Genomic DNA, 26454 nt, shown 5'->3' on the forward strand with positions numbered 1-26454 from the left:
CTCGTCGGCCAAACTTGTCGGCGGGAGCGCGAATGGTGCGCTACCGGCCTTTGCATCCGGTCGCCTCGTAGGCGGCCGCGTCGGTAAAGTACTGGCCGCGTGGATAGTACGCACCCATTGTGCCGGCCTCGTGGTTGAGCTCGGATCGACCGATGCTCTGCGCAAAGGTTGGGTCGGCAAGCATATTGCGCATGATCAGGACCGTTCCGGGTGCGGTGCCCATCGGTAGCCAGGCCACGCCGCACGCCTCCTCGGCATTGCGGGGCCGATCCTGGGGCGCCGAGACCACCAACGTGAAGCTGCCGTCGTTGCGCACCGGTACAGCGTGATCGGGAATGCACTGCACCGCTTGGGTGGTGGCGAGCTTCTCGCTGCACATCGACCAGTAACGCACTTGCCCTCCGGTCATCGGGCTCTGTCCCTGGAAGGTATCGGCGTGGGTCGGCATTGCCCCGGTGAAGGCCAGCACCTTGCCGTAGTTGGAGTTGACGAGTGCCGAGACGTACTGGTTGTCGACGTTGGCGCCCAGACCACCCGGGGCTCCACCCGATGTCGCCGCGCTGACCCGGTCGTAGAGGGCGTCACCGAGCAGGTCGTTGTGCAGGATCTGCGCATAGACAGTGGCGGTGTTGACGAACTTCTGCCACGACGGAGGGTTGGTGCCGAAGGCACCCGCGCCATGGTCCGCGCCGGCAGGCAGCGCAGCGAAAGATGCACCGGCGGTCACCCCACCGCGATTGTTGTCGCACGTGTTCGTCATCTTGCCGGTGTCGTCGACGGCGACCACGGCCGGCAGGCCGACACCGCCGGATACCGGGTCGACGGCGGCATCGACGTCGTAGATTCGGTAGATCACCGTGACGAGATGCTCGGCGAGGGCACCTTCGCCGCTGTAGAGCGTGTTGGGAGGTCGGCCCGAGTGGGGCGGACTGCCGGGCACCACGGTCAATGTGTAGGAGCGCGCCGGCGCATTGCGGTCAGCACCGACGAGGAACGGATTCGTTGAGCCTGCATCGGGTGCGATGGCGACATCGTGCACGGCGTCGCCCGAGCCGCCCGGGCCCTGCAGTGCGTAGGCGATGTAGCGGGCATGCGGGAACTTTCCTGAAACTCGAATCTGTTGGCCGGCGCGAAGCGGGACGACGGCTTTCCAGTAGCGTGCTTCTAAGTCGGGGAAAAGTGTGTTGCCCACAGGACTCCAGCCGCAGCCGATCGACGGAGGCTCGGCCGAGGAGAGTGGATCCCACGCGAGTCCGTGAAGCGTCGCTGTCGCCAAGACCGTGGTGAAAAGGGCAGCGGGGAAACGAATCTTCATCGGCGCGTGCCGGGGTAGCTGATCACGGGGTTGTCGATGTGGCCGATGCCGTCGACCTCGACCCGGATGCGATCCCCGGCTCGCAACATGCGCCCCGCTGCCCAGCCGATGCCGGCAAACGTCCCACACGCGATGTGATCCCCCGGTTGGAGTCTGACGAATGTACTGAGTTTGCTGACGATCTCGGCAGGGCTGAGGATGAGATCGCCGATCCGGCCGCGTTGGCGCAGCTCTCCGTTCAGATAAGTGCGCAGTTCACAGCTTTCCAGGTCGAGCTCGGTGGCCGGCACGATCGCGGGTCCGAGAGGTCCGTGACTCGGATAGCTCTTGGCCAGGTTCGTCGCGGTCGGATTGTCGAACTGCATGTCCCGGATCGAGACATCGTTGGTGATGGTGTAACCGGCGATGCCCGCGCCGGCCTCTTCCGCGGATGCCTCGAACAACGTCGTGCCGACAACCGCCACGAGTTCGCCTTCCCAGTCCACTTTGGTTGCGTTGGGCGGCAGGACGATCGGGTCGACGGGGCCGACGATCGCCGAAGTGGCCTTGGTGAAGAAGTAGGGAATCTTGGGCCGCGGGTGCGCCAGCAGATAGCCTGCGCCTAGGCGGATCAGCCGCGGTTCGCGCAGCAGCCAGCGCAGGTTGACCTCGCGACGATGATCCTTTGCGTTGAGGCCGATGGCGAAGAACGTGGGTGGGTGCGGAATCGGGGCGGTCAGCGTGACCGAGTCGAGCGGGCAGCGCGGGCCGTCGATGCACAGCTTCGCGACACGCTGCTCCCAGTCGGGCATGGTGATCAGGTCGAGCACGGACGCCGGGCCGTTGCCGCTGTGGAGATCGACCACGTCGTCGCCGATGATTGCTCCCGGCCCCGGCCGGTGCCGGTCATCGAGATAGGTGACGATGCGCATCGACTTTCTCACAACGTCTTCCATCGGATTGTGCGCAGGCCGCTACGTGGTCTGCGCCCATCCGGCGGCGCCGATCCGCGGCGGATCAGCTCGGTGTGCGGCCGTCCGGCCATCAACAGTCGTTCCAGCACGTCGGGGTCGAACTCGACTCCTATCGGATTGGACTCGAATTCGCCGCCGGCGATCCACGCCATCAGCTCCTCGTTGGTGCCGAAGTTGTCCGCCTGCAGTTCCAGCCGATTCCCGTCGGGATCTTCGTAGTACATCGATGTCGTGGGGCCGTGGTTGATGCACCAGACCGGGTTGATCCCCATATCCGCCAGCCGCCGGTAGTTCACGACAAGGGATTGCAGACCGGAGTAGGTGAAGGCGATGTGGTCGACCCCGAATACCTTGCGGTGCAGCTTCCACCCGCGTGAGGGTAGTCGGATGGCTCGGGGCACGGACACGAAGGCGATGCGGTGGTGTTCCTCGTCGTACGTGAGGAAGGCGACCCGTTTGTTGCGGAACACCACCACGGCGTCGAGGGTGCGCGTGTACCAGTCGATCATGTCCTGCGGGCGAGGGGTTTTGAACACGATGTGCGCCAGCCGGTTCGGCGCGTGTGGGCGGGGCAGTTGTTCGTGCAGGTCGTTGGGACCGACGAGGACTCCGGGCTTGCTGGCTGATCTCATAGTGTCCTTCCTGGGTGGATGCGAGGCTCCAGGGTGAAGTACAGGATGTGTCGGCAGCGCCCGCTGCGTCGTTGTAGTGTCAGGCGGCACAGCTGGCGTTCCGCCGTCTGCGTGCGGATCTCGCTGACGATGCGGCGCATCGGGCGAGGGTTCGTCGGAACGTCGTAGACGAGGAACGTCTGTCGGCCGTCGTGGGTGATGTCGAACTGCGCCCACCGGATGCCCAGCGCCCAGACGTTGACACCATGATGATGGTGAAAGTCTTTACCGCGGTAGATAATCGACACGGCGATATTCACTGCGGCGAGGATCAGCCGACGTAGCGGGTCGGGTAGCGTTCCGATGCCGGGTATCGCCACTGCGCGGGCAACCTGACTGCCCTGCGGTTCCCCGATTCCAGGAGCGGGCAGTGCCGCAAAGCGGTAGGCGGCCGTCGCCATGGTCAGTGTCATGAGCGTTCCTCATGCAGAATGAGGTCGGCGATGCGCTCGGCGAAGGCGGCGATGGTCAACGAGGGTGGTACGCCGGGTGCGCGTGGGAGAATCGCCCCGTCCGCCACGTACAACCCTGGGTGCCCGAAGACTTCGCCGGTATGTCGTACGACGCCCCCACCGGGCGTCTCTGAGATCGCCGCACCGCCAAGGGGATGCGCTGACAGCAGCCGCCGGGATGCGCCGACGGCGCGCAGGTGTCCGGCCGTCCGCACGGCGACCATCGCCGAGTCCATCCGGCGGTAGGTGGACGGTGCCAGGTCACGACGGGCGTTGCTGCTCAGTCCGCCTTTGACCGGCCGCAACACCGCAGGAGAACTGTCGTCGCACATTCCGACGAGCAGCTGGAACGCCGTGGAGAGGATGGGAAGATCGGCGTCCAGGTAGTACGCGCCGCCGGTGGAGGCGGCAGCGTTGACGAGCACGCCGGAGGATGCCCTGTCGGCCCGGGGTCGACGTAGGACCAGGGGGTGGTCGGCGTTGCCGGAGAAGCCTTTTCCGAGGCGCGGCGCGATCCGGTTCAACGATCGACTACGCGCCTCGAAGAGCAGGCGCACGGTGTTCAGCGTGCCCGCGGCCACGATCACCCGGCGCGCTCGCACAGTCGACGTGGTGCCGGTTCGGTGATCATGATACGACACGTCGAACCCGGCGGAGTCCGGCGTGAGACCCACCACCTCGCACAACGGCCAGATCTCGGCACCGGCCTTCTGCGCGGCAGGCAGGTACGTCAGGTCCAGCGTGGTCTTGGCGCCGTGCGGACACCCCAGCACGCACTGGCTGCACCGCTTGCATGACGCGTGGTCGATGGCGAGGTCGGGACGTTCCATCGTCATCCCGGTCTGCCCCATGGCGACGGTCAGCCGGCGGCGGCCGATTGCGGCGGGGACCGGCTCGGGCCGCTGCATGTCGCGGACCCGGGCGAAGTAGGGGGCCATCTCCTCGTGGGTGATCTCGGAGGGAAGCGAGTCCCAGAAATCGGCGTTGGGTTCGCGCTGGATGGCAGCATACGTGTGTGAGCCGCCACCGACCCCGCTGGCGCCGAGGACGGTCATCCGCGGGAAGCGGTGTATCTCGTAGAGCCCGTCGGTATTCAGGCGTAGATCGTGTGAGCGACGCGGGGTGGCATAGCGGATATTGCGCAACAACTTTCGGCTGCCCCACGGGCCGCGTGGGAGTGCCCGTCCGACCGAAGCCGCCACGTCCCGTGCCGCTGGTCCCCACCACGGTCCACGCTCGATCAGCAATACCCGCATTCCCCCTTGGGCGAGTCGGCATCCCGTCACTGCGCCACCGAAACCGGTTCCCACGACCACCACGTCGTAGCGATTCACGACACGGCCCCCGGTCGGGAGAACAGCGCGGCGAAGACGTGGTGTGGTGACTCACGACGCAGCACCGCGATCCGTACGGCTGATGTGAATGCGCCGACCAGGAACACCCCGGAGACAACCAGCTCGTCGAGCAGCGACGACCCCGGATCGGGTGAGCCGTGTACCCTGCGCAACAACGCATCGAACGTGTTACCGCACCGATTGGCCACCGTCATCTCCAGCGCGGTCGCTTCGACGAGATGCGTCTCGGTGGCGCCGAAGTAGCGGCGGGTCGCAGCCTCCAGTACCGGTTGGGGCTCGAAGTCGTTGGCTGCCAGCGCCTGGGCGTACAGGATGGCCGTCCACACTGCCGGTTCGAAGGCTGTGGCGGCGCCTCCGACGACGGCAGCCAACTCGGCTGGTCTGGCACCCGTGTGCAAGGCGCACGTCTCGTGGGCCAACTGACAGTGTCGGCACCGATTCGTCAATGACACGCCGTACCGGATCTGTTCACGCAGCCGTGGCGACAACCCAGCCGCGGCCCGCAGCGGCACGCGGTCCTTGGCTACCCGGCGGGCGTAGGCGCGCAGTTCGAGGGCGGTGAACGTCCTGGGCGATTCGACGCGCATCAGGATGCTCCGGCCGGCACTCGCGGCCGCACCCGCACCGGCAAAGCTGTGAACCCCCACATGCCCACGTCCTTGTCGTCCAAGCGGATCGGAGGGCAACTCGGCTCCAACTCGACACTGTCCACGCGATCGACGAAGGCCCGCAGGGCGATCCGTGCCTCCAGCCGTGCCAGCGGTGCACCGATACAGGTGTGGATGCCCGATCCGAAAGCCAGGTGACGATGGACGTCAGGGCGCTGCGGATCGAAGCGTTCGGCATCGGGATAGCGGGCGGTGTCGACGTTGGCCGCGCCGAGCATGACGATCAGCTGCGCGTTGGCGGGAAGTTCGACCCCACCCAGCTCTGTCGGTGCCGTGGTGCGCCGAAGTGTCCGCTGCAGCGGCGCGTCGAGGCGCAGGACTTCCTCGATGAAGGCTTCGAGAAATTCCTGGTCATCGCGGATGCGCGGGATCAGTGTTGGTTCGGTGGTCAGCCGGTGCACGGCACTGGCCAGGGTGCTCGCAGTCGTCTCGTAGCCGGCGACCAGGATCTGAAGGGCGCTGGCGAGGATTTCGACCATGCCGAGTTCTCCTCGCCGATAGGGGCCGACGAGCGCATCGACGATGGCGTCGCCACCGTTGGTCAGGTGCTCGGTGAAGATGTCGAGCACTTCGAGGTTGAAATCCATGATCGATCGAGCCAGGTGAGGGTGAGTCGCCAGACCGGTGCGGGGATAGCCGACGCGCTCGATCAGTGGGTTGGGTATGCGCGCGAGGCGGGTTCGCTCGTGTTTGGGCAGCCGCCAGGCCAGCCGCGCGGCAACCGGTGCCGCGGCGGCCAGGCCGGTCAGCAGACGCCAGCGGTCCCTAAGGCCGCGCGGTAGGGGGCGTCCCGGGCCGCCGTAGGGGATGGCCAGTCGCACCGCGGCATCGCCGAAACGGTGTAGGCGGGCCAGATCATCTGCAGCCGTAGGGAATCCGAAGATGGTGGCGATCACGCTCAGCGGGATCGGATTGGCCCACTCCGACATCAACTCGCCGCCCCCGCGGGCGACGAGTGCGGTGGTGCGCTGGGTCGCCTGCGCGGTGACGAACTCGCTGAGATGCTCCAGTGCGCGCCGGGTGAACATGCCTTGAACGGCGCTGCGGACACGCTTGTGCGGTTCCGGTCGCATCGCCGACATCACCGGCACGTCGTGGTCGGGAAACGGCTGTCCGTCGTACAGCAGCGGGTCCCGGAGCACGGTGCCGACGGTTTCGTAACCGGCCACTGTCCAGAAATTGGGGTGATCGGCCACCGGTTGTACGGGGGCGTCGTTCAAACGGCGATAGTAGGGATGAGGGTGGCGGCGGATCTCGGGGTCGAGTGGGTCGAAAGTCGAGCTGGTCATCGACTTGCCCGCTCGCGCAGTTGGGCGAGGACATCGGCGGGATCCACCTCGTCCGGGAACAAGGGATCGTCGCCTGTGGCGGCCGCCGGGGTAGCGCCGGCCATGTCGATGGCGATATCGAGGGCGACGTCGGCGCCGTTCGGATCGAGATACCACAGACGGGTATAGCCCGGATGCAGCGTCGCCCGGTGAGGATGGGAACCGATGACGGCCAGCCGGTGTGTGACGGTCAACGACGCGGTCGCGTCGTGCAGGCCGACGGCGATCCAGGTGACACCGCACGCTTCACGGTGGTAGTCGAGTGCGATGTCGGATCGCTCGATGAGGACGGTGAGAGTGAGCGCACTCAAGGTGGTGACGCGGGCCCGTGGGGGATCGGGTTGCTCGACGCCCAGCAGCGCGGCCCACCATGTGACCATGGGCTCTGGTCGATAGGTCAGCAGGTGCAGGGTCGGCGTCACAAGTGCTGTCATGCGGTCACTTCCTGGTCGGATCGGCGGAGGCGGATGAACGCACGCGCATCGACATGAGTGCGCCGTGCAGACCCGCGAGGTCGTCGAGATGTAGGCGGGCGGCGACGTGGTGATCGGGTCTCAAGAGCAATGCGTCGGAAGCATCGAGCTGCCACAACCCATTCCAGATCGCGCTGTCGGCGATGCCGACGACGGCGACCGCGGGCGGTGCCACCGCTTGCCAGGCTCCCGCGGCATCGGCGGTGGTGAACACCGTGGGGCAATCGGGTCGGATGAGATCCAAAGTCGAACGCCGTCGGTGACCATCGTCGATCCAGGCGTGCGGCAGCCTGCCGCCGACGTGTAAGTGCGGAGTGTAGAACTCGGGTTCGACCTGCGGAATGGGTGAGTCGGTGGGCACGAGGGCTCCCGAGCGGTATGCGCCGCCGAGATCGGCCCCCCAGCTTCGGTAGTGCGGACCCTGGAGCGCTATCGCCGCGGCGGTTCGGCGGCGGACCCGCCGTCCCAGCGGACCTGGTGCCGCGGCAAGCCGTAACCGCTGGTATCCCAGAGCCATTGCGAGACCGACGATCCGTCGTACCAGCAGCGGAGGCAACCAGCGCGGGACTCTGCCCAGCGCTGCCGGTAGCGCCCGAACAGGTCGGCGGGGTAAGCCCAAGGCGCTCAGTACGTCGAGCAGACCGTCGAAGTTCCGTACCGAGTCGTCGGTGGCGGCACGTCCAAGGGGCCGACGTTCGATGGCGTAGGTGTCGACCAAGTCGTCGTCGGCGCGCCCGGATAGGACCCACGCGAGTTTCCAGGCGAGGTTGTGTGCATCGGCGACACCTGTGTTGAGACCGCGCCCCCCGGTGGGTGGGAAGCGATGAGCTGCGTCGCCGACGAGGAAGGTGGCCCCGGATTGGTAGCTGTCGGCGATCTGTGCCGTCATGGCCCACGACTGGATCGACTTGACGGCTATGTCGACGGACCGGTCACCGATGGCGTTGCCGATATGTCGTGCGCACACCTCTGGAGTGAACTCGTCAGGCGATTCGATTGGTGGGAAGTAGGGAATCTGGAATACCAGCTCATCCGGAGGTCGATGAATGATGAAGGTGCCCAGTCCCTTTGGCGTGTGTGTCCACAGCACCGGCCCCCTCCTGTTGCGGTAGAATCGCTCGAGGTTCGCCGCAAAATGCACGCTGACCATGTGCTGGAGCACCGGTCCGGCCATACCGATGCCTAGTTCCCGCCGTACCGAGCTGCCCGCGCCGTCGGCCCCGATGAGATATCGCGTCGCGACTGTATGTGCACCGTCGGCATGCGTCAGCGACACGAAGATATCGGTGGCGCTGTCGCATTGGCCGACATGCGTCCATCCCGGCCTGAAATCGACCAGGGCATGGTCGCGCAGTCGATCCCACATCAGATCCTCCAGGAAATTCTGGGGAAGGTGCACGGCGCGGGTAGGACTGATCGACTCGACGGCAGCGACATCCTCTGCGGAAAGGTCCAGTACGGGCACTTCGCCGAGCGCGGGCCCCGCCAATGTCGTGCAGTAGCTGATCGTTCGAAGTTCGTGAATCGGAGCGCTGAGGCGCCGGATCTCCCGCTCCAGTCCGAGTTGACGCCAGATCTCGAGCGATCGCGTCGACAGGACATGCGCTGCCGGATGGGTCTGCGGTCGCGTACGGCGGTCGACCACGAGCGTGGGAATTCCGTGGTCGGCGAGTAGGAGTGCCATTGTCGCGCCGACGGGCCCGGCTCCCACGATGACTACGTCCCACTGGGCCGGCATGCACCCCCCCTTGCCAATCTAGTAGAACAAAGTGATCTATCTGTTCTACCAGATGAGGCGATCGCGCAGGGCTTTTTCGCAGCCCCGACTATCCAAGTGCCAACCCGGTGAGGTGTCGGGCAGCGCGAACTCCAGTTGCCGAGTGGTGTTCATCCCGCCGGACAGTGTTCGTTCTGCGTCGTTCGTTTTGCGCCCCTGCAGAAGTAGCGACGGCTTTCGAACGACCCTGTCTGCGCTTCGACTGTCCTTCACCGGGCTGTGCGACAGCCAGGTGAAGGACAGAGCCACCGATTCTTCGGGCATCCAGCCGTCAGAGAGCTCCACCAGTTCGGCCGCAGTGTGGGGCTGGAGGAATGCAGGGGTGGAGCGGAGCATCCCGGTAGACCTCGGATCTAAGAGCAACTGTCGAAGTTCGGGTTCAGCGCACTCTGCCTAACCAGACGTGTCCGTAAAACTGTCCGGTCGAAGAGGTGGATTGGGGTGCGCTCGATGAGTGACCCACACTCGTGCGACGCCTCGGACTGTCGCAGTTCAGCGCTCCGTGAGACAACACGGAGTTCGAGAGCGTACACCGCCGGCTATGGAGGTGAACTCGTCACTCGGTCAACTTCTTCTTGCGCGCTGCGATGGTGATGGCATCCAACACCGGGCCTTCTGCCACATAGCGTTCCATCGTGTCGTAACGCGCATGCACCTGATCCAGATACCGCGGGAGGCACGCTATCACCGCGGCGGACCTCGATGATCACCAGAAGTCGCGAGTGCGAGTCTTTTTCGGTGAATCACGCGACGTGTCGATATCGATAGCCTTCGGTTATCGAAGCGAGACCCCTAGACACTGGCATCCCCAGGGTCGTGCCCTTACGTTGGTCTTTGTCAGTACATGCGTGGGTACTACGTGAATATGTGAGTGGTGGAGGTGGTTTGTGCGCCGCCGAGAAGCAATTGAGGTCACCGGTTTGCTTCTGGCTTCCGCGTTTCTGGCTGCGGTGACGCCGCCGGTGGCCCGCGCCGATGACGGTCTCTTCGATCCGTCACTGCCGCAACGGATCAGTGCCGGTGCCCCGGGTGATCCGCTGGCGTTGGCCAATGCCTCGCTGGGGGCCACCCGTATCGCGGCGCAGACCACGGCCGATCTGGGGCACAAGTTTCTCGCCGCACTCGGCCTGGCCAGCGACGGGCCGGTCGGTGGTCGTGTGCGGGGGCCGCAGGCGATCGAGTACACGATCAGGCGCGCGGGTTCGCAGATCGGTGTGCCGTACTCGTGGGGTGGGGGAAGCCTCACGGGTCCGAGTAAGGGAATCGACTCCGGTTCCGGCACTGTGGGTTTCGACTGTTCAGGCCTTACCCGGTTTGCCTACGCGGGTGTCGGTGTGCTGCTGCCGAGATGGTCGGGTGATCAGTACAACGCCGGGCGGCACGTGGCCAAGTCCGAGGCGCGCCGCGGCGACCTGCTGTTCTGGGGACCGGGCGGCAGTCAGCACACCGCGCTCTATCTGGGTAACGGGCAGATGATCGAGGCACAGCAGACCGGAGTGCCGGTGAAGGTGTCGGCCGTGCGCATGCCGGGGATGACGCCGTACGTCACGCGCGTGGTCGAGACTTAACTGCCGTAGAGGCGCAGAACCCGCGCCGCCAGTGTGGCCACGTCACCGCTGAGCCGCACGATCGGCGGCCCGCCCGGCTGATGGATCACATTCGCCAGGATCGCCACGTAGGTGTCCGAGCCTGGATCGATCCACAGTGTCACGCCGGTGAAGCCACTGTGACCGAAGCTGCCGATAGGGAACACCATGCCGCGCGGCTTGGACAGCTCCGTGTCGATATCCCAGCCGAACCCGCGCAGATCCTGGCCGGCGATCGCCGGGTAGCGCGGTGCGAGTAGGGGATCGGTGGTGTTGGGCGACTCCTCGATGGCCCTCCGGCTGGCGTCGCGCGCCGCGTCGAGTTGGGTGTCGGTGTGACCGGGTTGCTGGGGAGTGGTCATCAGTTCCGCCGCCGGCCGGCTCAGCGGGAAATCGCTGGGTCGTCCGGCGAGACGATCGAGCAGCGCTTGGGCGTACCGGCCGACGTCGTGCGCTGTCGTGAACACGCCTGCGCTGCCGGCCACCCCGCCCATCCGTCGCGCCGTCGGGTCGTGCACCGTGCCGCGGAGCAGGTGGCCGAAGTCAGGGTTGACACCCGGCGTGTCGTCGTCGTGGGCGGTCGGGGCGATGCGGGCCAGGAGGTCGGTGCTCCACGTGCCCGGCGGACAGGCGCTGGGTACGGCCGCCTTCGGGTCGAAAGCAACTGCAGTACCGCGGATTTCGTGTCGACCGCAAGCCTTGGCGGCGGGCAGATAGCGGGTGTCCGCCAGCCCAAGGGGGGCAAAGACATGGTCTTGCACATAGGTGTCCAGCGGTGCGCGGGTGATCTTCTCGATGAGCGCGCCGAGGATCAGGAAGTTGATATCGGAGTAGTGAAAACCGTCACCGGGGCCGAACTCCAGCGGCGCGGTCAACGCGCGATGTAGGCCGTCGGCTTTGTCCGCGGCGGTCAGGCCCCAGGGGCCCTGCCGGCTCAGGTCGCCACCCGTTCCCGAGGTGTGGGTGAGCAGCATGCGCAGTGTCACCTGGGCACGTCGCGGATCGTGGGTCGGGTTGAACTCCGGTAGGTATTCCTCGACCGGTTCGTCGACCTTCACCAGACCCCGGTCGTAGAGCTGGAGAAAGGCCACGGTCGTCGACAGCGGCTTGGTCAGGGATGCCAGGTCGAAGATCGTGTCCGTGGTCATCGGCTCGCCGGGTGAAGGCGATCCTTCCAGTCCCGGCTCACCGGGGAGTTTCCGCCAGCCGAAGGCCTGCTGGAAGACGACGGTGCCCGCGTGCCCGATCTGGACCACCGCGCCCGGCATCCGGTGCGCCGCGATGGCGTCGTTCACCACGCGGATGACGGGTGCGAATGGACCGTCGGGAACCACGCTGGGCGCCATATCGGTGCGCTGCGGTGGTGGTGTCACCCGGGCGCACGCAGGCGCTGCGGCGACGACGAGCAACAGGGTGGCGCAGATCCGGGCGACGCACCTTCTCACCGGTTCGACGCTAGCGGACATCGGCGACCCGCAGGCCGGCGCCTTGGGTGTGTCACTCGGCTCACGACGCGCGGAATGACGGCAGGAGCGCGAGTGCGACCCGCAGGTCCAGTGAGGCGGCGTCGATCCGTCGGCCGAGGATCTGTTCGGCTTGCTGGACGCGGTAGGTGATGGTGTTCGGATGGACGTGCAAGCGCGCCGCCGCCTTGGTGCGGCTTCGGTTTTCGTCGAGATAGACGGTCAACGCCTCGGCCGCGCGCCGGGCCACGTCGTCGGTACCCGCGAGTGCGCCCAGGACGCGGTGCACGAAGGTGGCGGCAAGTTCGGAGTCGACGCTGGCCAGAGCGGGGACCGCGAGGTTCCGGTAGAGCATCACTCCGGTGAGCTTCGCGTCGGCCGCGACGCGGCGGGCATGGCCGGCCTCCACAGCGGAGCGACGGAAGCCCTCGAGGCCCCGGCCGGGGTCACCCACCCCGATCCGCAGCCCGGGCAGCCGGCAGTCGGCGAGCGCGGCGGTGTCCTCTTCGGTGAACGCTCGTGCTCGGCTGATCCACGCGGCGCACGTCGTCACACCGGTCGGGTGGGCCAGGTGCGTCGCGGCGTCGACGAGGACGGCAAGCCGGGAGACGGCCTGCGACAACGCTTCCTGGGGGTCGTCATCGCCGACGGGATTCAGTACGGCCGCCGCCAGGCCGAGGTGGCAATGCCCCAGCGCGTAGCGCAGGCGGCTGCTCGCCCGGTCCTGGTTTCGTTCCTCGCCGGAGATGATCGCCGTGATCGCCGCGCCTCGGGCGGCCAACGCACTGCGTAACCACCGTTCGCGTTCGGCCTCGACCGCCTCCTCGACTCTGGTGATCGCCGCGTCGGCATAGGTGAAGGTCCAGCTGGTGAACAGTTCGGTGGCGGTGCGCAGGGCGGCGGTGTCGTCGCACCGCAACGCGATCCGCTCGAAGCACCACTGCCAGATGTACTCGTGGCCTATTCGGTAGGCCCGGACCAACTGTGACGGCGGCACTTGTCGATGGACGCCGGCCTCCGCGAAAGCCACTGTGGCTGCGGGAAGTTCGAGCCGACGAGGGTCCACGCCTTCGGTGAGTCCGTCGGCCAGCGCCTCGATCGTCTGCTCGGTGCTGACGGCGTTCTCGGCGACGGTCGCGGCGTCGGGCATCACCGCAGGCAGGGCGGCTTGCATCCGGGTGACCATCGATCGGGTCAACTGCGGGGCTTCGGCGCGCAACTCACGCGCCACCGGGCGTACGACTTGCTGCCAGGACCGCCGATTGCCGGTGTCGCCCAGCTGGTCCCACTCCTGTCCCATGAATCCGGACACTAGCGCCAACCTCGCGGGTCGAGGGGCCTTTTCGGCGACCGGCTTTGTACTGCCAGTACAAAGCCGGTGCAGATGCTGTCGCGGTTGTCCAAGAGCGGATCGATGGCCGGTACCTAGTGTCCAAGTATGCCTCCAACAGGTATGACACCTCGTCAGAAGGAGATTTGAATGTCGAGCGCAGATCGCCACATCGACCCCACCGAGTCCCAGGTGCGCACCCTCGTCACGGCGGCTCAGCACAATGACGCTCCGATTGTCATGGTGAACCTGCTGGCGTTCAACGACGAGGGCGGGCGTGACTCATATCTGCGCTACACCGCGGCCGTGCAACCGCATTTGGACCGGGTTGGCGCGTCGATCGTCTACGTCGGCGATGCCACCCACACCGTCATCGGCGGCGAGGACGCGCCCTGGTGGGACACCATCCTGCTGGTGCAGTACCCGTCCCGGGCGAAGTTCCTGGACATGGTGCTCGATCCGGAATATCAGACGATCGCCACCTACCGCTCCGCGGCTCTGCACACCTCGGGTCTGATTGCGACCGAGCAGTGGATGAACACGAACTGACTTGGTAGCCAGGATGATTCGACAGCAAATCGTGGTCGGTGACGTGCGCGCACCGGTTCTGGTCGGCGGTCCCGCTGGCACGGGTACCGGGGAAGCGGTGGTGTTCGTCCACGGCAACCCGGGCTCCGGAGCGGACTGGCTGCCACTGCTGGAGGCCGTTCGCCCGTATGTGGCCGTCGTCGCCCCGGACATGCCCGGTTTCGGCGGTGCGGAGAAGCGCCGCGATATGGACTACACGGTCGCGGGCTATGCCCGCCACCTGGGCGGAATCGTCGATGCGCTGGGTGTGCAGCGAGTTCATTTGGTCGCCCACGACTTCGGCGGCCCTTGGTCGCTGACGTGGGCCGCCGCCAACGTCGAGCGCGTCGCCAGCGTCAGCCTGCTCAACACCGGAGTTCTCCTCGACTATGACTGGCACCGACTGGCCCGCGTGTGGCGTACGCCGGTGATCGGCGAGGTGTTCCAGGCCGCCGCGGTACCTGCGGCAGTGCGAAAGCTACTGGCGCACGACAACCCGGGGCTGGACCGGCGATGGGTCGAGCATCTCGCCGGCCTGATCCGCCCGTGGGCAACCAAGCGCGCGATCCTTGACCTGTACCGCTCGACCACGCGGCAGATGATGGACCGTCTGGTCGCACCCCTGGCCGCGAAAGATATTCCCAGCCAGGTTATTTGGGGTACCGGTGACGTGTACATCCCGACCGCGCAGGCCCTCCGTCAACTCGAACCGTTTCCCTCGGCCGATATCCACCTCGTCGACGGTGCCGGCCATTGGGTCTGGCTGGAGCGCCCCGAGCGGGTCACCGAGATCCTCCTCCCGTTCCTACGGCAACACCTCGACACACCACACCGTCTGGAAAGGACACCATCATGACCCTCACCATTGCGCCCGGCCCGGCCACGACCGGCACCGGCGCGCCACTCCCGCTGGTCGCGCTGCCGCAGGCCGAACTGCTCACCGTCAACAGCAACGACATCCCGCTGATCAAGAACGCGCTGGGTCCCGGCATCCATTTCAAACCGCTCCGGTTCGACCTCGAGGCCGGCCGCTGGGTCGTCCTGGCGATCTTCGAGCCGGGTTCCCGGGTGCCCCTGCACTATCACACCGGTATCGCCGAGGGATACACGCTGTCCGGTTCCTGGCACTACCTGGAGTACCCGGACCAGCTCCAGACGGCGGGCTCGTACCTGTTCGAGCCGGGCGGCTCAGTGCACACGTTCGTCTGCCCGGAATCCAACACCGAGGACACGGTTCTGCTCACGTGGGTCGAGGGCGCCAATATCAACTTCAACGAGGACGGCAGCTTCCACTCGATCCTCGACGCGGTCAGCGGTACGCACCTCGTCGAGGTGCTGGGCGAGGCCCAACATCTGGGCCCGATCACCTACATCGGCGGCGGCGCCGCCGGCGTGACGTCTCGCAGCGGGGCCTGAGCGCGATGACCCTCAAGACCAAGGATCTGACCGGCCGGGTCGTCGTCGTCACCGGCGCCGGTAGCGGAATCGGTCGCGAACTGGCCGTCCATGCCGGCCGTCGGGGCGCGACCTTGTCGTTGTGCGACCGCGACGAAGCCGGACTGGAACAGACCCTCGACCTCGTCCGCGCCTCCGGCGCCAAGGCCGAGGGCCAGGTCGTCGACGTCTCCGACGCCGAACAGATGGCGGTGTTCGGCAAGACCACCGTCGAGCAGTTCGGGGTACCGGACCTGCTGATCAACAACGCCGGGATCGCCGTGATCGGCGGAATCCTGGACACCACCCTCGCCGACTGGGGACGCCTACTGGGGGTCAACGTGATGGGCGTGGTGCACGGGATCAACGCGTTCGTGCCGGCCATGGCCGAACGCGGTGGCGGACACGTGGTCAACGTCGCCTCGGCGGCGGGACTGCTGGCCAACCCACAGCTGGGCGGCTACAGCGCCAGCAAGCACGCCGTCGTCGGACTGTCCGAAGCGTTGCGCATCGAGCTCGCGCCACACCGTGTCGGGGTCACGGCAGTCTGTCCCGGCATCATCGACACCGCGATCACCCGCAACAGCGCCTATCGCGGGGGAGATGCGGCCGCGCGCAAGGCGAAGACGGCCAAGACCTACGCCAGGCGCGGCTACACCCCCGCACGCGCGGCCGCCAACATCCTGAAGGCGGTCGACCGCAACCGGGCGGTGGCACCGATCGCGCCCGAGGCCCACGTCATGTACGTGCTGTCGCGCATCGCCCCGCCGCTGGCCCGACGGTTATCCGCGGTCATGGCGAAAGTCGCCGAATGACAGCGTGATCGGCACCACCTGGTGACGGGCGGCAGGAAAACTCGGCGCGCCGATTCCCGGGCGCGCTGGCATGATCGCCGGATGTACCACGCCCTGCCGGCCACCCCGTCGACCGTTCACTGGGGCTACTTCGATCGTGCGCTGGCCCCGGTGCTCACCGTGGCGTCGGGCGATCTGGTGGCGGTCGAGGCCCTCACGCACCACGCCGGCGATGCGCCGGATCTGTTGATGGACAGCGGGATCCGCGCGGTATTCGAGCAGGTGACCGATCGTGGCCCGGGCCCGCACCTGTTGACCGGGCCGATCGCGGTGCACGGTGCCCAGCCCGGAGACGTGCTGCAGGTCGACATCCTGGAGGCGACACCGCGATTGCCTTATGGCTCGAACCTAGCCGCGCATTGGGGATACCTGTACGACCTCACCGCCGTCGAACGTGTCACGATCTACGAACTGGACTCCTCCGCACTGCGCGGTCGTGCCGTGTTCGGCTACGACTGGAACACCACGCCACTGGCTGATCAGCCCGGCGCCGTCGTCGACCCCGGAAGCGTCCGGCGAGAGCCCGCGTTACCCGGCGTCACCGTCCCGCTGCGACCGCACTTCGGCACCATGGGCGTGGCCCCGGTCGCCGACGGGCGGCTGTCGTCGGTGCCACCTGGGGACCACGGCGGCAATATCGACAACTGGCGGATCGGTGCGGGCGGACGGATGTACTACCCGGTGCACACCGCGGGTGCTCTACTGTCGATCGGTGACCCGCACGTGTCGCAAGGCGATGGTGAGATCAGTGGTACCGCACTGGAGGCGTCGTTGAACGGCCTGTTGCGCCTGACGGTGCGCCGGGATCTGCCGTTCACCGTTCCCGTGCTGGAGACGGCGACCGAACTGCTCGTCCACGGCTTCGGCGACGATCTGGACGCCGCGATGCGCGCCGCGGCGGTGCGGGCCCTGGGCCTGTTGCAGCGCCTGTTCGGGCTGTCCGCTGCGGACGCCTATTCGTTCATGTCGGTGGCGGTCGACTTCACCGTGACCCAGGTCGTCGATCAGCGCCAGGGCGTGCACGCCAGGATCGACAAGAGATGCTTCGCCGGCGAGTGGGGAGCCCTGGCATGACCGGGGCGAGCGAAGCGACGGGGGAGGTGGGGGGCGCGATCCGCGCATTCACCTTCACCCCGGCCGACGGGGTTCCGCCGTCGGTGGCCCCGTTCGCGCACGCGACCGCGGCCGGCCAGACCTTGCATGTCACCGGTCAGATGCCCACCGATACCAGCGGCGTGGTGGTGAGCGAGGACATCGCAGCCCAGACCGACCAGGTGCTGGCCAATCTGCTGAAGGTCACCGAATTGTGCGGCGGGGGACTGGCTGACGTGGTGTCCGTGCGGGCGTACCTCACGGACTGGTCCGAGTACCCGGCCTTCAACACCGCATACGCCGCATGGTTTCCCGACCGTCTGCCGTCGCGTACCTGCGTGGGCGTGACCGGACTGGCGGTGGGCGCACGCGTCGAGATCGACTGGGTGGCATGGCGCAGCGGGGGATGGGGCTCGCCCTAATATCGCGGTATGGCAATCGATTCCGCTGCGGTGCGCCGCTGGTTCGGAGAGTACCTTGACGTTTTCGCCTCGACGGTCCGCGGTGAACATGAGCTCTCAGCGCTGCTGAGCCGGTACGCGGTGCCCCTTCTCATCACCACCGACGACGGGGTGGTGCCGCTCACCACCGCGGATCAGGTGGCCTCGGTGATCCAAGGGCAGGTCGACGGATTGCGCGCCCAGTCCTATGGCCACACCTCGCTGCTCAGTGCCGACGTGACGGTGCTCAACGCCAGTTCGGCGCTGTACCGGGGCGCGTTCGTGCGGCACGACCGCCACGGCGGCGAAATCAACCGCCTGGCGGTCACCTACCTGATAGCAGACGGCACCGACGGACTGCAGATCGCGGTGCTCGCATCCCACGGCGGCTGAACCGGTTATCCACAGTGCCGGATTCATCCACAGCTCATCCTCCTGCGGTTCCTGGCGGCCCAATGTTGTTGGTGCGGTTGCCTACCGTCGGAGCATGGACACCGAATCACCGGCGCAACGGCTGACCCGCCGTATCGGTACCACCCCGGATGCCGATCCCGATGAGGAGACCGACACCTCGCTGTCACGGTGGTTGCCCGATTCCACGCGACGCTCGGGTGACTGGATCGGCGCGCTCCGGGCGGACCCGGGCCGTGCCGGCGTCATCGCACTGATCGTGGTGGGCCTGCTGGCGGTGCTGGTCACGGTCTTCACTCTGGTGCGTGATCGCACCCCACCCGTGGCCTCGGCGAATCTGCCCGAGGTGCAGATGATTTCGTCGGCGGCACCGCCACCGGGGCCGGTCGAAGGCCCGGTGGTGGTCAGCGTCGTGGGTCTGGTGCACAAGCCCGGACTGGTCACGCTGACCATGGGCGCCAGAACCGCCGACGCCTTGGCGGCCGCCGGCGGGCCGCTGGACGGAGCCGATCTGGTCGGGCTGAACATGGCACGGCGCGTCACCGACGGTGAGCAGATCATCGTCGGCATCACCGCACCGCCGGGCGCACCGTCGCCGATGGGCAGCTCGGTGAGTTCCAGCTCCAGTTCCAGTGCCGCCCCGGGCCCGTCGGGTGCCGCACCGGCCGGTGCCGCCGTGGATCTCAATACCGCCACCGCCGAGGACCTCGACGCACTGCCCGGCGTGGGACCGGTGACGGCCGCCGCCATCCTCGCGTGGCGTGCGGCACATGGCCGCTTCAGCAGTGTCGACCAGTTGGGCGAGGTCGACGGGATCGGGCCGGCTCGCCTTGAGAAGCTTCGCGACCTGGTCCATGTGTGAACATCGACCGCCCTGCGCTCGACGTCCGATTGGTGCCTGCCGCCGTGACCAGTTGGGCGGTCACCGCGGCCGGGATCCTCTGGCCCGCGGGTGCGCTCGCCGTCGTGGTCGCGGCGGCGATCGCGGCGTCGGCACTGCTGCGGTGGTACAGCGTGCGGGCACCGGCCGCAGACCGGGACGGCCCCGAGTTCGGTGCGGCCGCTGTGCTCGCGGTGGCGTTGGTCGGTGGGTGCTTCGCCCTGTCGATCGGACTGCGGGCACACGATGTGCGCCACCACCCGATCACCGCACGGGTGGGCACGACCGTCACGGCCACGGTGACACCTACGGAGAGCCCACGTGTGCTGGGCGGCGGCCGGTTGCTGTTCCGTGCCGCGCTCCGGCAGGTGGCCGGAGCCCCGGCCGATGGTGCGGTGACGGTGTTCGCGCCCGGCTGGCGCTCCGGCGAGGTGACCGCGGGCCGCCCCACGACGTTCCGGGCCCGGATCGGGCGGCCCACCCGATCAGATCTGACCGTCGCGGTGCTCACCGCGGTCGGCGACCCGACGGTCGGCAGGGCGCCGGCCGCGCAGCGGTTGGCCGGCCACATCCGGTCGGCTTTCGCCGCCGCGGCCCGCCTGACCCTGCCTCCTGATCAAGCGGCGATGCTGCCTGCGTTGGTGCTGGGCGACACCTCGGCGGTGACGGCCCCGGCCGCCTCGGATTTCCGGACGGCCGGGCTGACCCATCTCACCGCGGTTTCCGGCGCCAATGTGACGATCGTGTGCGGGGTGGCGCTGTTGTCGGCGTTGCTCGTCGGCCCCAGGATCGCCGCGGTGTTCGCCTTCCTCGTCCTGATCGCCTTCGTCCTCGTGGTCGAACCGTCGGCCAGTGTGCTGCGCGCCGCGGTGATGGGTGGGATCGGACTTCTCGCGGTGCTGTCGCACCGGCGCAGGCAGGCCATCCCGGTGCTGTCCTGCACCGTCATCGCGCTGATGGTCGGTGCGCCGCAACTCGCGGTCGATGTCGGATTTGCGTTGTCGGTGGTGGCGACTACCGCGCTGGTGCTCGTCGCCCCGGTGTGGTCAGCCAGGCTGACCGAGCGGGGCTGGCCCAGGCCACTGGCGGCCGCCGTCAGTGTGGCGGTGGCCGCCCAGTTGGTGACCGCACCGCTGATCGCCGGGATCTCCGGGCGCTTCAGCGTGCTGTCGGTCGCGGCGAACCTGATGGTGGCCGCGGTGATCCCGCCGATCACGGTGATCGGCACCGCGGCGGCCGTGCTGGCGTCCTGGTGGCCGGCCGGTGCCGGGCTGCTCATCCGGTTCACCGGACCCGAATTGTGGTGGCTGCTGCAGGTGGCGCACCGGGTCGCGGCGGTGCCGGGCGCCTCGGTCCCGGTGCCTTCCGGGGTCGCCGGCGTGGCGGTGGTGGCGGTGGCCGGTGTGGCCCTGGTGCTCGGTTGGCGCTGGCGGTGGGTCCGGCTGGCGGTGGCGGCGTGCGGTGTCGCGCTGTTGGCATGGACCGTGTCCGGCGTTGTCGGGTCGTCGTGACACCATCGTCGCGTGAGCAATGAGACCGCGGGACTGCACCTGGTGCTCGGCGAGGAGGAACTGCTCGTGGAGCGCGCCATCGCGGACGTGTTGCGCGGTGCGCGGGCCCGCGCGGGCACCGCCGACGTCCCGGTGGACCGGCTGCGTGCCGGCGAGGTCAGCACCAGTGAGCTGGCCGAGCTGCTCAGCCCGTCGCTGTTCGCCGACGAGCGGGTGGTGGTGCTGGAGGCGGCCGCCGAGGCCGGTAAGGACGCGGTCGCGCTGATCGTGTCGGCGGCCGGGGATCTGCCGCCGGGCACCATGCTCGTCGTCGTGCATTCGGGCGGCGGGCGGGCCAAGGCGATGGCCGATCAGCTGAAGAAGATCGGCGCCGACGTGCATCTGTGCGCCAAGATCACCAAGGCGGGCGAGCGTGCCGATTTCGTGCGGCACGAGTTCCGCACGCTGAAGGTGAAGGTCGACGACGACACGGTCACCGCGATGATCGATGCCGTCGGATCCGATCTGCGCGAGCTGGCTGCCGCCTGCTCGCAGCTGGTCGCCGACACCGACGGCCAGATCAACGTCGCGGCGGTGCGCCGCTATCACAGCGGCAAGGCCGAGGTGAAGGGCTTCGATATCGCCGACAAGGCGGTACTCGGCGATGTGGCAGGTGCGGCCGAGGCGCTGCGCTGGGCCATGCTCAGCGGGGAACCACACGTGGTCCTGGCCGACGCGCTTGCCGAGGCGGTGCACACCATCGCCCGGGTCGGCCCGTTGTCGGGTGATCCGTACCGGCTCGCGGGCGAGCTGGGGATGCCGCCGTGGCGGGTGCAGAAGGCGCAGAAGCAGTCGCGGCGCTGGTCGAGGGATCGGGTTGCGCAGGCCATGCAGGTGGTGGCGGCGCTCAACGCCGATGTGAAGGGCGTCGCCGCGGACGCGGACTACGCGCTGGAGCGAGCGGTGCGCAGGGTCGCCGAACTCGCCACCGATCGCTGACTCCGGAGACGACGAAACGCGCGCCGGCCGGTGGGCCGCACGCGCGCGTCAGTCGAGTGGGAGAAGAGCCGTCAGATCTTGTTGACGGCGAGCGCCAGGGCGGACTTCTTGTTCGCGGCCTGGTTCTTGTGGATCACGCCCTTGCTGGCGGCCTGGTCGAGCTTGCGGCTGGTCTCGACGAGCAGGGTGCCGGCCTTGTCCTTGTCGCCGGTGTCGATGGCCTCACGCAGTCCGCGGACAGCCGTACGCAGCGACGACTTGACGGACTGGTTGCGCAGACGGCGGCGCTCGTTGGTCTTGATGCGCTTTTCCTGCGACTTGATGTTGGCCACGCGTGTAGTTCCTTCTTGAACGTCGGTTGGAATACGAAGTCTGATTGCCCGGGCCGAGCGAACCAAGCTGGGCAGCGGTTGTTCAGGTTACCAGCGCATGCCCCGATCTCCCAAAGCGAGACCGACTGGCCTGCCGAAACTGCACATCTGGTGCAGCATTGACAACCGTGACCCTACGAACACTGCCCAACGAATCGGCGCGGACGTCGCGCACCTCCTCCGGCGCCGCGAAACGCCAGGTGGGGATCTTCGGTGGCTATAACGGCCGGGGTAGCTACTCCGAGGCGTTCGACGAGATGTTCGACGCGCAGGGCAACGTGCGCGGGCCGTACAAAGGCATCTTTGCCGAGCTGTCACCTTCGGACGCCTCCGAGCTGGAGGCGCGCACCGAAGCCCTCGGCCGAGCGTTCATCGATCAGGGCATCACGTTCTCGCTGTCGGGCCAGGAGCGGCCGTTCCCGCTGGATCTGGTACCGCGGGTGATCTCGGCTGCCGAGTGGTCGCGGTTGGAGAAGGGGATCACCCAGCGGGTGAAGGCCCTGGAGATGTACCTCGATGACATCTACGGCGACCAGGAGATCCTGCGCGACGGGGTGATCCCGCGCCGGCTCATCACCTCGTGCGAGCACTTCCACCGCGAGGCGGTGGGTATCAACCCGCCCAACGGCGTGCGCATCCACGTCGCCGGCATCGACCTGGTCCGCGACGCCCAGGGCACCTTCCGAGTGCTGGAGGACAACCTCCGCTCCCCGTCCGGGGTGTCCTACGTCATGGAGAACCGTCGGACCATGGCACGGGTGTTCCCGAACCTGTTCGCCACCCACCGGGTGCGGGCGGTCGGCGACTACGCCTCGCACCTGCTGCGGGCGCTGCGCAAGGCGGCGGCCTCCAACGAGGCCGACCCGACCGTCGTGGTGCTCACCCCCGGTGTGTACAACTCCGCGTACTTCGAGCATTCGCTGCTGGCCCGCCAGATGGGTGTCGAGCTGGTCGAGGGCCGCGACCTGTTCTGCCGTGACAACACCGTCTACATGCGCACCACCGAGGGTGAGCGGCAGGTCGATGTCATCTACCGCCGCATCGATGACGACTTTCTGGACCCCATGGTGTTCAAGCCGGACTCCATGCTCGGTGTCGCGGGCGTCCTGAATGCCGCGCGGGCCGGCAACGTCGTCATCTCCAGCGCGGTCGGCAACGGCGTCGGTGACGACAAACTTGTCTACACCTACGTGCCGACCATCATCGAGTACTACCTCGGCGAGAAGCCGTTGGTCGCCAACGTGGACACCTTCCGGTGCTGGCTCGACGACGAGCGCGAAGAGGTGCTCGACCGGGTGGACGAGTTGGTGATCAAACCCGTCGAGGGCTCCGGTGGGTACGGCATCGTGTTCGGCCCGGACGCCTCGGCCAAGGAACTCGCCACGATCTCCAAGAAGATCCGCGCCGATCCGCGTGGCTGGATCGCTCAGCCGGTCGTACAGCTGTCGACCGTCCCGACTCGCATCGGCGACAAACTGGTGCCCCGGCACGTCGACCTGCGACCCTTCGCGGTCAACGACGGTGACGACGTGTGGGTGCTGCCCGGCGGACTGACGCGGGTGGCGCTGCCGGAGGGTTCGCTGGTGGTGAACTCCAGCCAGGGCGGTGGTTCCAAGGACACCTGGGTGCTGGCCTCGCGCACCTCGGCCGCCGACCGCGAGCTGGCCGCCGAGGTGCTGGTGAAGGCGCCGCCGGCGAAGACGGCGCGGGCCGGCAAAACCGCCAAACCCGAGCGGACCGAGGAGTCGCCGACCACGCAGCAGCAGCAACAGGCTCAGCAACAGCAACAGGGGGTGAGCGAATAATGTTGGCCCGCAACGCCGAGTCCCTGTACTGGATCGGCCGCTACGTCGAACGCGCCGACGACACCGCGCGGATTCTCGACGTCACGGTGCACCAGCTGCTGGAGGATTCCAGCGTGGACCCCGACCAGGAATCGCGAACCCTGTTGCGGGTGTTGGGAATCGAGTCCCCCAAGCACGCCCTGGATGTCTGGTCGTTGACCGATCTGGTGGCGTTCAGTCGCGACACCCAGGGCGGCTGCTCGATCGTCGACTCCATCTCGGGGGCCCGGGAGAACGCCCGCGGGGCCCGCGAGGTCACCTCGACCGAGATGTGGGAATGCCTGAACACCACCTACAACGCACTGGCCGAACGCGAACGCGCCGCCAAACGCCTCGGCCCGCACGAGTTTCTCGCCTACGTCGAGGCGCGCGCCGCAATGTTCGCCGGGCTGGCCGACTCCACCCTGTCCCGCGATGACGGCTACCGGTTCCTGCTGCTGGGCCGGGCGATCGAACGCGTCGATATGACGGTGCGGCTGCTGCTGTCCCGAGTCGGCGACAGCGCGTCGTCACCGGCCTGGGTCACGGTGCTGCGGTCGGCGGGTGCCCACGACACGTACCTGCGCACCTACCGCGGCGTGCTCGACGCCGGGCGGGTGGTCGAATTCATGCTGCTGGACCGGCTTTTCCCGCGGTCGGTGTTCTATTCGCTGCGGCTGGCCGAGCACAGCCTCGACGAGCTGCTCAACCGTCCGCACAATCGGGTGGGTTCGACCATCGAGGCGCAACGGCTGCTCGGCCGGGCCCGCAGCGAGCTGGAATTCCTGCGACCCGGGGTGGTCCTGGAATCGCTGGAGGAACACCTCGCCGGCCTGCAGAAGACCTGCGTCGAGGTGGGGGAGGCGTTGGCCTTGCAGTTCTTCCACTCGGCACCATGGGTGGCGTGGACCGATGCGGGGCGTAACGGTGCGATGGCGATCGAAGAGGGAGAAATCTGATGTGGCGTATGCGGGTGGTCCATGCGACGGGCTACGCCTACAAGTCGCCGGTCACCGCCTCGTTCAACGAGGCCCGGTTGACGCCACGATCGGATTCCCGTCAGAACGTCATCCTCAACCGGGTCGAGACCACCCCGGCCACGCGGTCCTACCGGTATGTGGACTACTGGGGCACCGCGGTCACGTCATTCGACCTGCACGCCCCGCACACCGAGCTCGAGGTCGTCTCGTCCTCGGTGGTCGAGACCGAGCCCGACCAGCTGCCCGAGGAGAAGGTCACCTGGGAGGAACTGCGGTCCGAGGCGGTGATCGACCGGTTCGACGAGGTGCTCAGCCCCACCAGGTACACGCCGGCCAGCAAGCGGGTCCAACGAGTGGGACAGCGCATCGCCAAGGAGTACGAACCGCAGGACGCGGTGATCGCGGCGGCGAACTGGGCGCACAGCGAACTGGAATACGTTCCGGGCACCACCGGGGTGCACTCCTCCGGGCTGGATGCACTGCGCGAAGGCAAAGGGGTGTGCCAGGACTTCGCCCACTTGACCTTGATCTTGTTGCGCAGCATGGGAATTCCCTCGCGCTACGTCTCGGGCTACCTACATCCCAAGCGCAAGGCCGCCATCGGGGACACCATCGACGGGCAGAGCCACGCGTGGATCCAGGCGTGGACCGGCGGCTGGTGGAACTACGACCCGACCAATGACAACGAGATCAACGAGCAGTACGTCACGGTCGGTGTGGGCCGGGACTATGCGGACGTGACGCCACTGAAGGGCATCTATTCCGGTGAGGGCTCGACCGACCTCGACGTCGTCGTGGAGATCACCCGGCTGGCGTAGCCGAGTCGCCGGGGCGGGGTTAGCTCTAGGTTAGCTTTCTGCGCACACGCCCGGATGTACCTGCACCCGGTGCAGGTCGTCGCCCAGCTCGATCTGGCGGCTGAAGTGGGCTGCAGCCCTTGCCCTCCAGTCGTCTTCCTGTCCGCGGACGAGGGCAGGCACGTAGTGGGTGAGGATCAGGATGCCGACGTCCGCGCGGGCCGCGGTGTCGGCGGCCTGTTCGACCGAGGAGTGGTAGTCGCAGATATCGCGGATGCGCTGCATCGGCATCTGCTCCACCAGGTCCTTGCGGATCACGGTGTGCACCAGCGCCCCGGCCCCGTGCGCCAGCGCATCCAGTCCGGCGCACGGCACGGTGTCCCCGGCCAGTACCACCGACGCGCCGTCGTGCTCGATCCTGAACCCGATGGTCGGGGTCACCGGTCGGTGGTCGGTCGGCCCCACCAGCATTCGCACCCCGTCCTGCTCCCAGGCCACGCCGTCGGTGTGCTCGTGCACCTGCACACCGGGTGGGCCGGTGATATCGGCATGGTGGGCGATCCGGTACCCGATGTCATCCCCGAACGCGGCCAGCGTGGCCTGCACCACCGCGGCGGTGCCGGGTGGTCCGATGATCTGCAGCGGTGCGGGATCCGGAGCGAAGGTGCTGATCCACCGCGTGATGATGACGTCGCCCAGATCGGCGATGTGATCGCTGTGTAGGTGGGTGAGCAGCAGGGCGCTGAGTGCACCGGCGCCCGACCCCGCTGCGGCCAAGCGTTGCAGGACGCCGCGCCCGCAGTCCACCAGGAACGTCTGGGAGCCGGCCCGTACCAGTGTCGACGGCCCGGCGCGGTCGGCGTCGGGAATCGGGCTGCCGGTTCCGAGCAGGGTGACCTCGATCATGGAGAACACCTAACCCCATATCGGCCGGTAGGGGAACCC

29 protein-coding genes are annotated in these 26454 nt (G+C 67.5%); 14 read left to right on the forward strand and 15 right to left on the reverse strand.

Features of this window, described 5'->3' with window-relative positions; all coding sequences use genetic code 11:
• Positions 1–40: 40 nt before the first annotated feature.
• The 11 genes from FHU31_RS20180 to FHU31_RS31890 form a co-directional block, all read right to left on the reverse strand.
• On the reverse strand, positions 41–1192 hold the full coding sequence (locus FHU31_RS20180; RefSeq protein ID WP_167161848.1) for a hypothetical protein: 1152 nt from the start codon (positions 1190–1192) through the stop codon (positions 41–43).
• A 119-nt stretch (positions 1193–1311) separates the two neighbouring features.
• Positions 1312–2250, reverse strand: a complete 939-nt coding sequence (locus tag FHU31_RS20185) for a fumarylacetoacetate hydrolase family protein (protein WP_167161850.1) — start codon at positions 2248–2250, stop codon at positions 1312–1314.
• Entirely contained in the window at positions 2235–2900 is a 666-nt protein-coding gene (locus FHU31_RS20190; RefSeq protein ID WP_167161852.1) for a VOC family protein, read from the reverse strand. The genes FHU31_RS20185 and FHU31_RS20190 overlap by 16 nt, the downstream gene beginning before the upstream one ends.
• Positions 2897–3352, reverse strand: coding sequence for a hypothetical protein (locus FHU31_RS20195; RefSeq protein WP_167161854.1), 456 nt, complete (start codon positions 3350–3352; stop codon positions 2897–2899). The genes FHU31_RS20190 and FHU31_RS20195 overlap by 4 nt, the downstream gene beginning before the upstream one ends.
• Positions 3349–4725, reverse strand: a complete 1377-nt coding sequence (locus tag FHU31_RS32075; protein ID WP_167161856.1) for a GMC oxidoreductase — start codon at positions 4723–4725, stop codon at positions 3349–3351. Before FHU31_RS32075 ends, FHU31_RS20195 begins: the two co-directional genes overlap by 4 nt.
• The gene (locus FHU31_RS20205; RefSeq protein WP_167161858.1) at positions 4722–5333 is read right to left on the reverse strand and encodes a carboxymuconolactone decarboxylase family protein; all 612 of its coding nucleotides are present in this window, start codon (positions 5331–5333) and stop codon (positions 4722–4724) included. The genes FHU31_RS32075 and FHU31_RS20205 overlap by 4 nt, the downstream gene beginning before the upstream one ends.
• Entirely contained in the window at positions 5333–6634 is a 1302-nt protein-coding gene (locus FHU31_RS20210) for a cytochrome P450 (RefSeq protein WP_167161860.1), read from the reverse strand. Before FHU31_RS20210 ends, FHU31_RS20205 begins: the two co-directional genes overlap by 1 nt.
• A 65-nt stretch (positions 6635–6699) precedes the next feature.
• Complete coding sequence (locus FHU31_RS20215) at positions 6700–7176, reverse strand: hypothetical protein (protein WP_167161862.1); 477 nt, start codon at positions 7174–7176, stop codon at positions 6700–6702.
• 4 nt (positions 7177–7180) lie between these two features.
• Positions 7181–8953 (reverse strand): FAD-dependent monooxygenase, encoded by a 1773-nt coding sequence (locus tag FHU31_RS20220; RefSeq protein ID WP_167161864.1) that lies wholly within the window; start codon positions 8951–8953, stop codon positions 7181–7183.
• A gap of 45 nt (positions 8954–8998) precedes the next feature.
• Positions 8999–9328 (reverse strand): hypothetical protein, encoded by a 330-nt coding sequence (locus FHU31_RS20225; protein WP_167161866.1) that lies wholly within the window; start codon positions 9326–9328, stop codon positions 8999–9001.
• A 220-nt stretch (positions 9329–9548) separates the two neighbouring features.
• Positions 9549–9680, reverse strand: coding sequence for a hypothetical protein (locus FHU31_RS31890; protein WP_263987777.1), 132 nt, complete (start codon positions 9678–9680; stop codon positions 9549–9551).
• Positions 9681–9855: 175 nt separating this feature from the next.
• Here FHU31_RS31890 and ripB point away from each other — a divergent pair, with 175 nt between their 5' ends.
• A complete protein-coding gene (ripB, locus tag FHU31_RS20230; RefSeq protein WP_167162885.1) occupies positions 9856–10560 on the forward strand; it encodes an NlpC/P60 family peptidoglycan endopeptidase RipB in 705 nt (234 codons plus the stop codon).
• Here the strand turns inward: ripB and FHU31_RS20235 are convergent.
• A complete protein-coding gene (locus FHU31_RS20235) occupies positions 10557–12044 on the reverse strand; it encodes a serine hydrolase domain-containing protein (protein ID WP_167161868.1) in 1488 nt (495 codons plus the stop codon). The genes ripB and FHU31_RS20235 overlap by 4 nt on opposite strands.
• A 40-nt stretch (positions 12045–12084) precedes the next feature.
• On the reverse strand, positions 12085–13341 hold the full coding sequence (locus tag FHU31_RS20240; RefSeq protein ID WP_167161870.1) for a PucR family transcriptional regulator: 1257 nt from the start codon (positions 13339–13341) through the stop codon (positions 12085–12087).
• A 180-nt stretch (positions 13342–13521) separates the two neighbouring features.
• Here FHU31_RS20240 and FHU31_RS20245 point away from each other — a divergent pair, with 180 nt between their 5' ends.
• From FHU31_RS20245 to holA, 10 genes are all read left to right on the forward strand, one after another.
• On the forward strand, positions 13522–13920 hold the full coding sequence (locus tag FHU31_RS20245) for a DUF1330 domain-containing protein (RefSeq protein ID WP_167161872.1): 399 nt from the start codon (positions 13522–13524) through the stop codon (positions 13918–13920).
• Positions 13921–13933: 13 nt separating this feature from the next.
• Positions 13934–14794, forward strand: a complete 861-nt coding sequence (locus tag FHU31_RS20250) for an alpha/beta fold hydrolase (RefSeq protein WP_167161874.1) — start codon at positions 13934–13936, stop codon at positions 14792–14794.
• On the forward strand, positions 14791–15354 hold the full coding sequence (locus tag FHU31_RS20255) for a 2,4'-dihydroxyacetophenone dioxygenase family protein (RefSeq protein ID WP_167161876.1): 564 nt from the start codon (positions 14791–14793) through the stop codon (positions 15352–15354). The genes FHU31_RS20250 and FHU31_RS20255 overlap by 4 nt, the downstream gene beginning before the upstream one ends.
• 5 nt (positions 15355–15359) lie before the next feature.
• Positions 15360–16187 (forward strand): SDR family NAD(P)-dependent oxidoreductase, encoded by an 828-nt coding sequence (locus tag FHU31_RS20260; protein ID WP_167161878.1) that lies wholly within the window; start codon positions 15360–15362, stop codon positions 16185–16187.
• A gap of 81 nt (positions 16188–16268) precedes the next feature.
• The gene (locus tag FHU31_RS20265; protein ID WP_167161880.1) at positions 16269–17300 is read left to right on the forward strand and encodes an acetamidase/formamidase family protein; all 1032 of its coding nucleotides are present in this window, start codon (positions 16269–16271) and stop codon (positions 17298–17300) included.
• Positions 17297–17740, forward strand: coding sequence for a RidA family protein (locus FHU31_RS20270; protein ID WP_167161881.1), 444 nt, complete (start codon positions 17297–17299; stop codon positions 17738–17740). The genes FHU31_RS20265 and FHU31_RS20270 overlap by 4 nt, the downstream gene beginning before the upstream one ends.
• A gap of 9 nt (positions 17741–17749) precedes the next feature.
• Positions 17750–18151 carry a DUF6841 family protein gene (locus FHU31_RS20275; RefSeq protein WP_167161882.1) on the forward strand — a complete coding sequence of 134 codons (402 nt, stop codon included), beginning with the start codon at positions 17750–17752 and terminating at the stop codon, positions 18149–18151.
• Positions 18152–18245: 94 nt separating this feature from the next.
• A complete protein-coding gene (locus tag FHU31_RS20280; protein WP_167161883.1) occupies positions 18246–19031 on the forward strand; it encodes a ComEA family DNA-binding protein in 786 nt (261 codons plus the stop codon).
• Positions 19028–20560 (forward strand): ComEC/Rec2 family competence protein, encoded by a 1533-nt coding sequence (locus tag FHU31_RS20285; RefSeq protein ID WP_167161885.1) that lies wholly within the window; start codon positions 19028–19030, stop codon positions 20558–20560. Before FHU31_RS20280 ends, FHU31_RS20285 begins: the two co-directional genes overlap by 4 nt.
• A 12-nt stretch (positions 20561–20572) precedes the next feature.
• Positions 20573–21538: a DNA polymerase III subunit delta gene (gene holA, locus FHU31_RS20290; RefSeq protein ID WP_167161887.1), complete on the forward strand. Its 966-nt coding sequence runs from the start codon at positions 20573–20575 to the stop codon at positions 21536–21538.
• A 71-nt stretch (positions 21539–21609) separates the two neighbouring features.
• Here holA and rpsT read toward each other — a convergent pair whose 3' ends face one another.
• The gene (gene rpsT / locus FHU31_RS31595; protein WP_167161889.1) at positions 21610–21870 is read right to left on the reverse strand and encodes a 30S ribosomal protein S20; all 261 of its coding nucleotides are present in this window, start codon (positions 21868–21870) and stop codon (positions 21610–21612) included.
• 167 nt (positions 21871–22037) lie between these two features.
• Between rpsT and FHU31_RS20300 the strand changes: the two genes are divergently transcribed.
• The 3 genes from FHU31_RS20300 to FHU31_RS20310 are packed head-to-tail and all read left to right on the forward strand — an operon-like array spanning position 22038 to position 25530.
• Positions 22038–23714: a circularly permuted type 2 ATP-grasp protein gene (locus tag FHU31_RS20300; protein ID WP_409371163.1), complete on the forward strand. Its 1677-nt coding sequence runs from the start codon at positions 22038–22040 to the stop codon at positions 23712–23714.
• Positions 23714–24691, forward strand: coding sequence for an alpha-E domain-containing protein (locus tag FHU31_RS20305; RefSeq protein WP_090353434.1), 978 nt, complete (start codon positions 23714–23716; stop codon positions 24689–24691). Before FHU31_RS20300 ends, FHU31_RS20305 begins: the two co-directional genes overlap by 1 nt.
• On the forward strand, positions 24691–25530 hold the full coding sequence (locus FHU31_RS20310) for a transglutaminase family protein (protein ID WP_090353435.1): 840 nt from the start codon (positions 24691–24693) through the stop codon (positions 25528–25530). The genes FHU31_RS20305 and FHU31_RS20310 overlap by 1 nt, the downstream gene beginning before the upstream one ends.
• 30 nt (positions 25531–25560) lie before the next feature.
• Here FHU31_RS20310 and FHU31_RS20315 read toward each other — a convergent pair whose 3' ends face one another.
• Entirely contained in the window at positions 25561–26415 is an 855-nt protein-coding gene (locus FHU31_RS20315) for a ribonuclease Z (protein ID WP_167161893.1), read from the reverse strand.
• Between the last annotated feature and the right edge of the window lie 39 nt (positions 26416–26454).

The sequence above is a fragment of the Mycolicibacterium fluoranthenivorans genome (assembly GCF_011758805.1).
GTDB classification, from domain to species: Bacteria; Actinomycetota; Actinomycetes; order Mycobacteriales; family Mycobacteriaceae; genus Mycobacterium; species Mycobacterium fluoranthenivorans.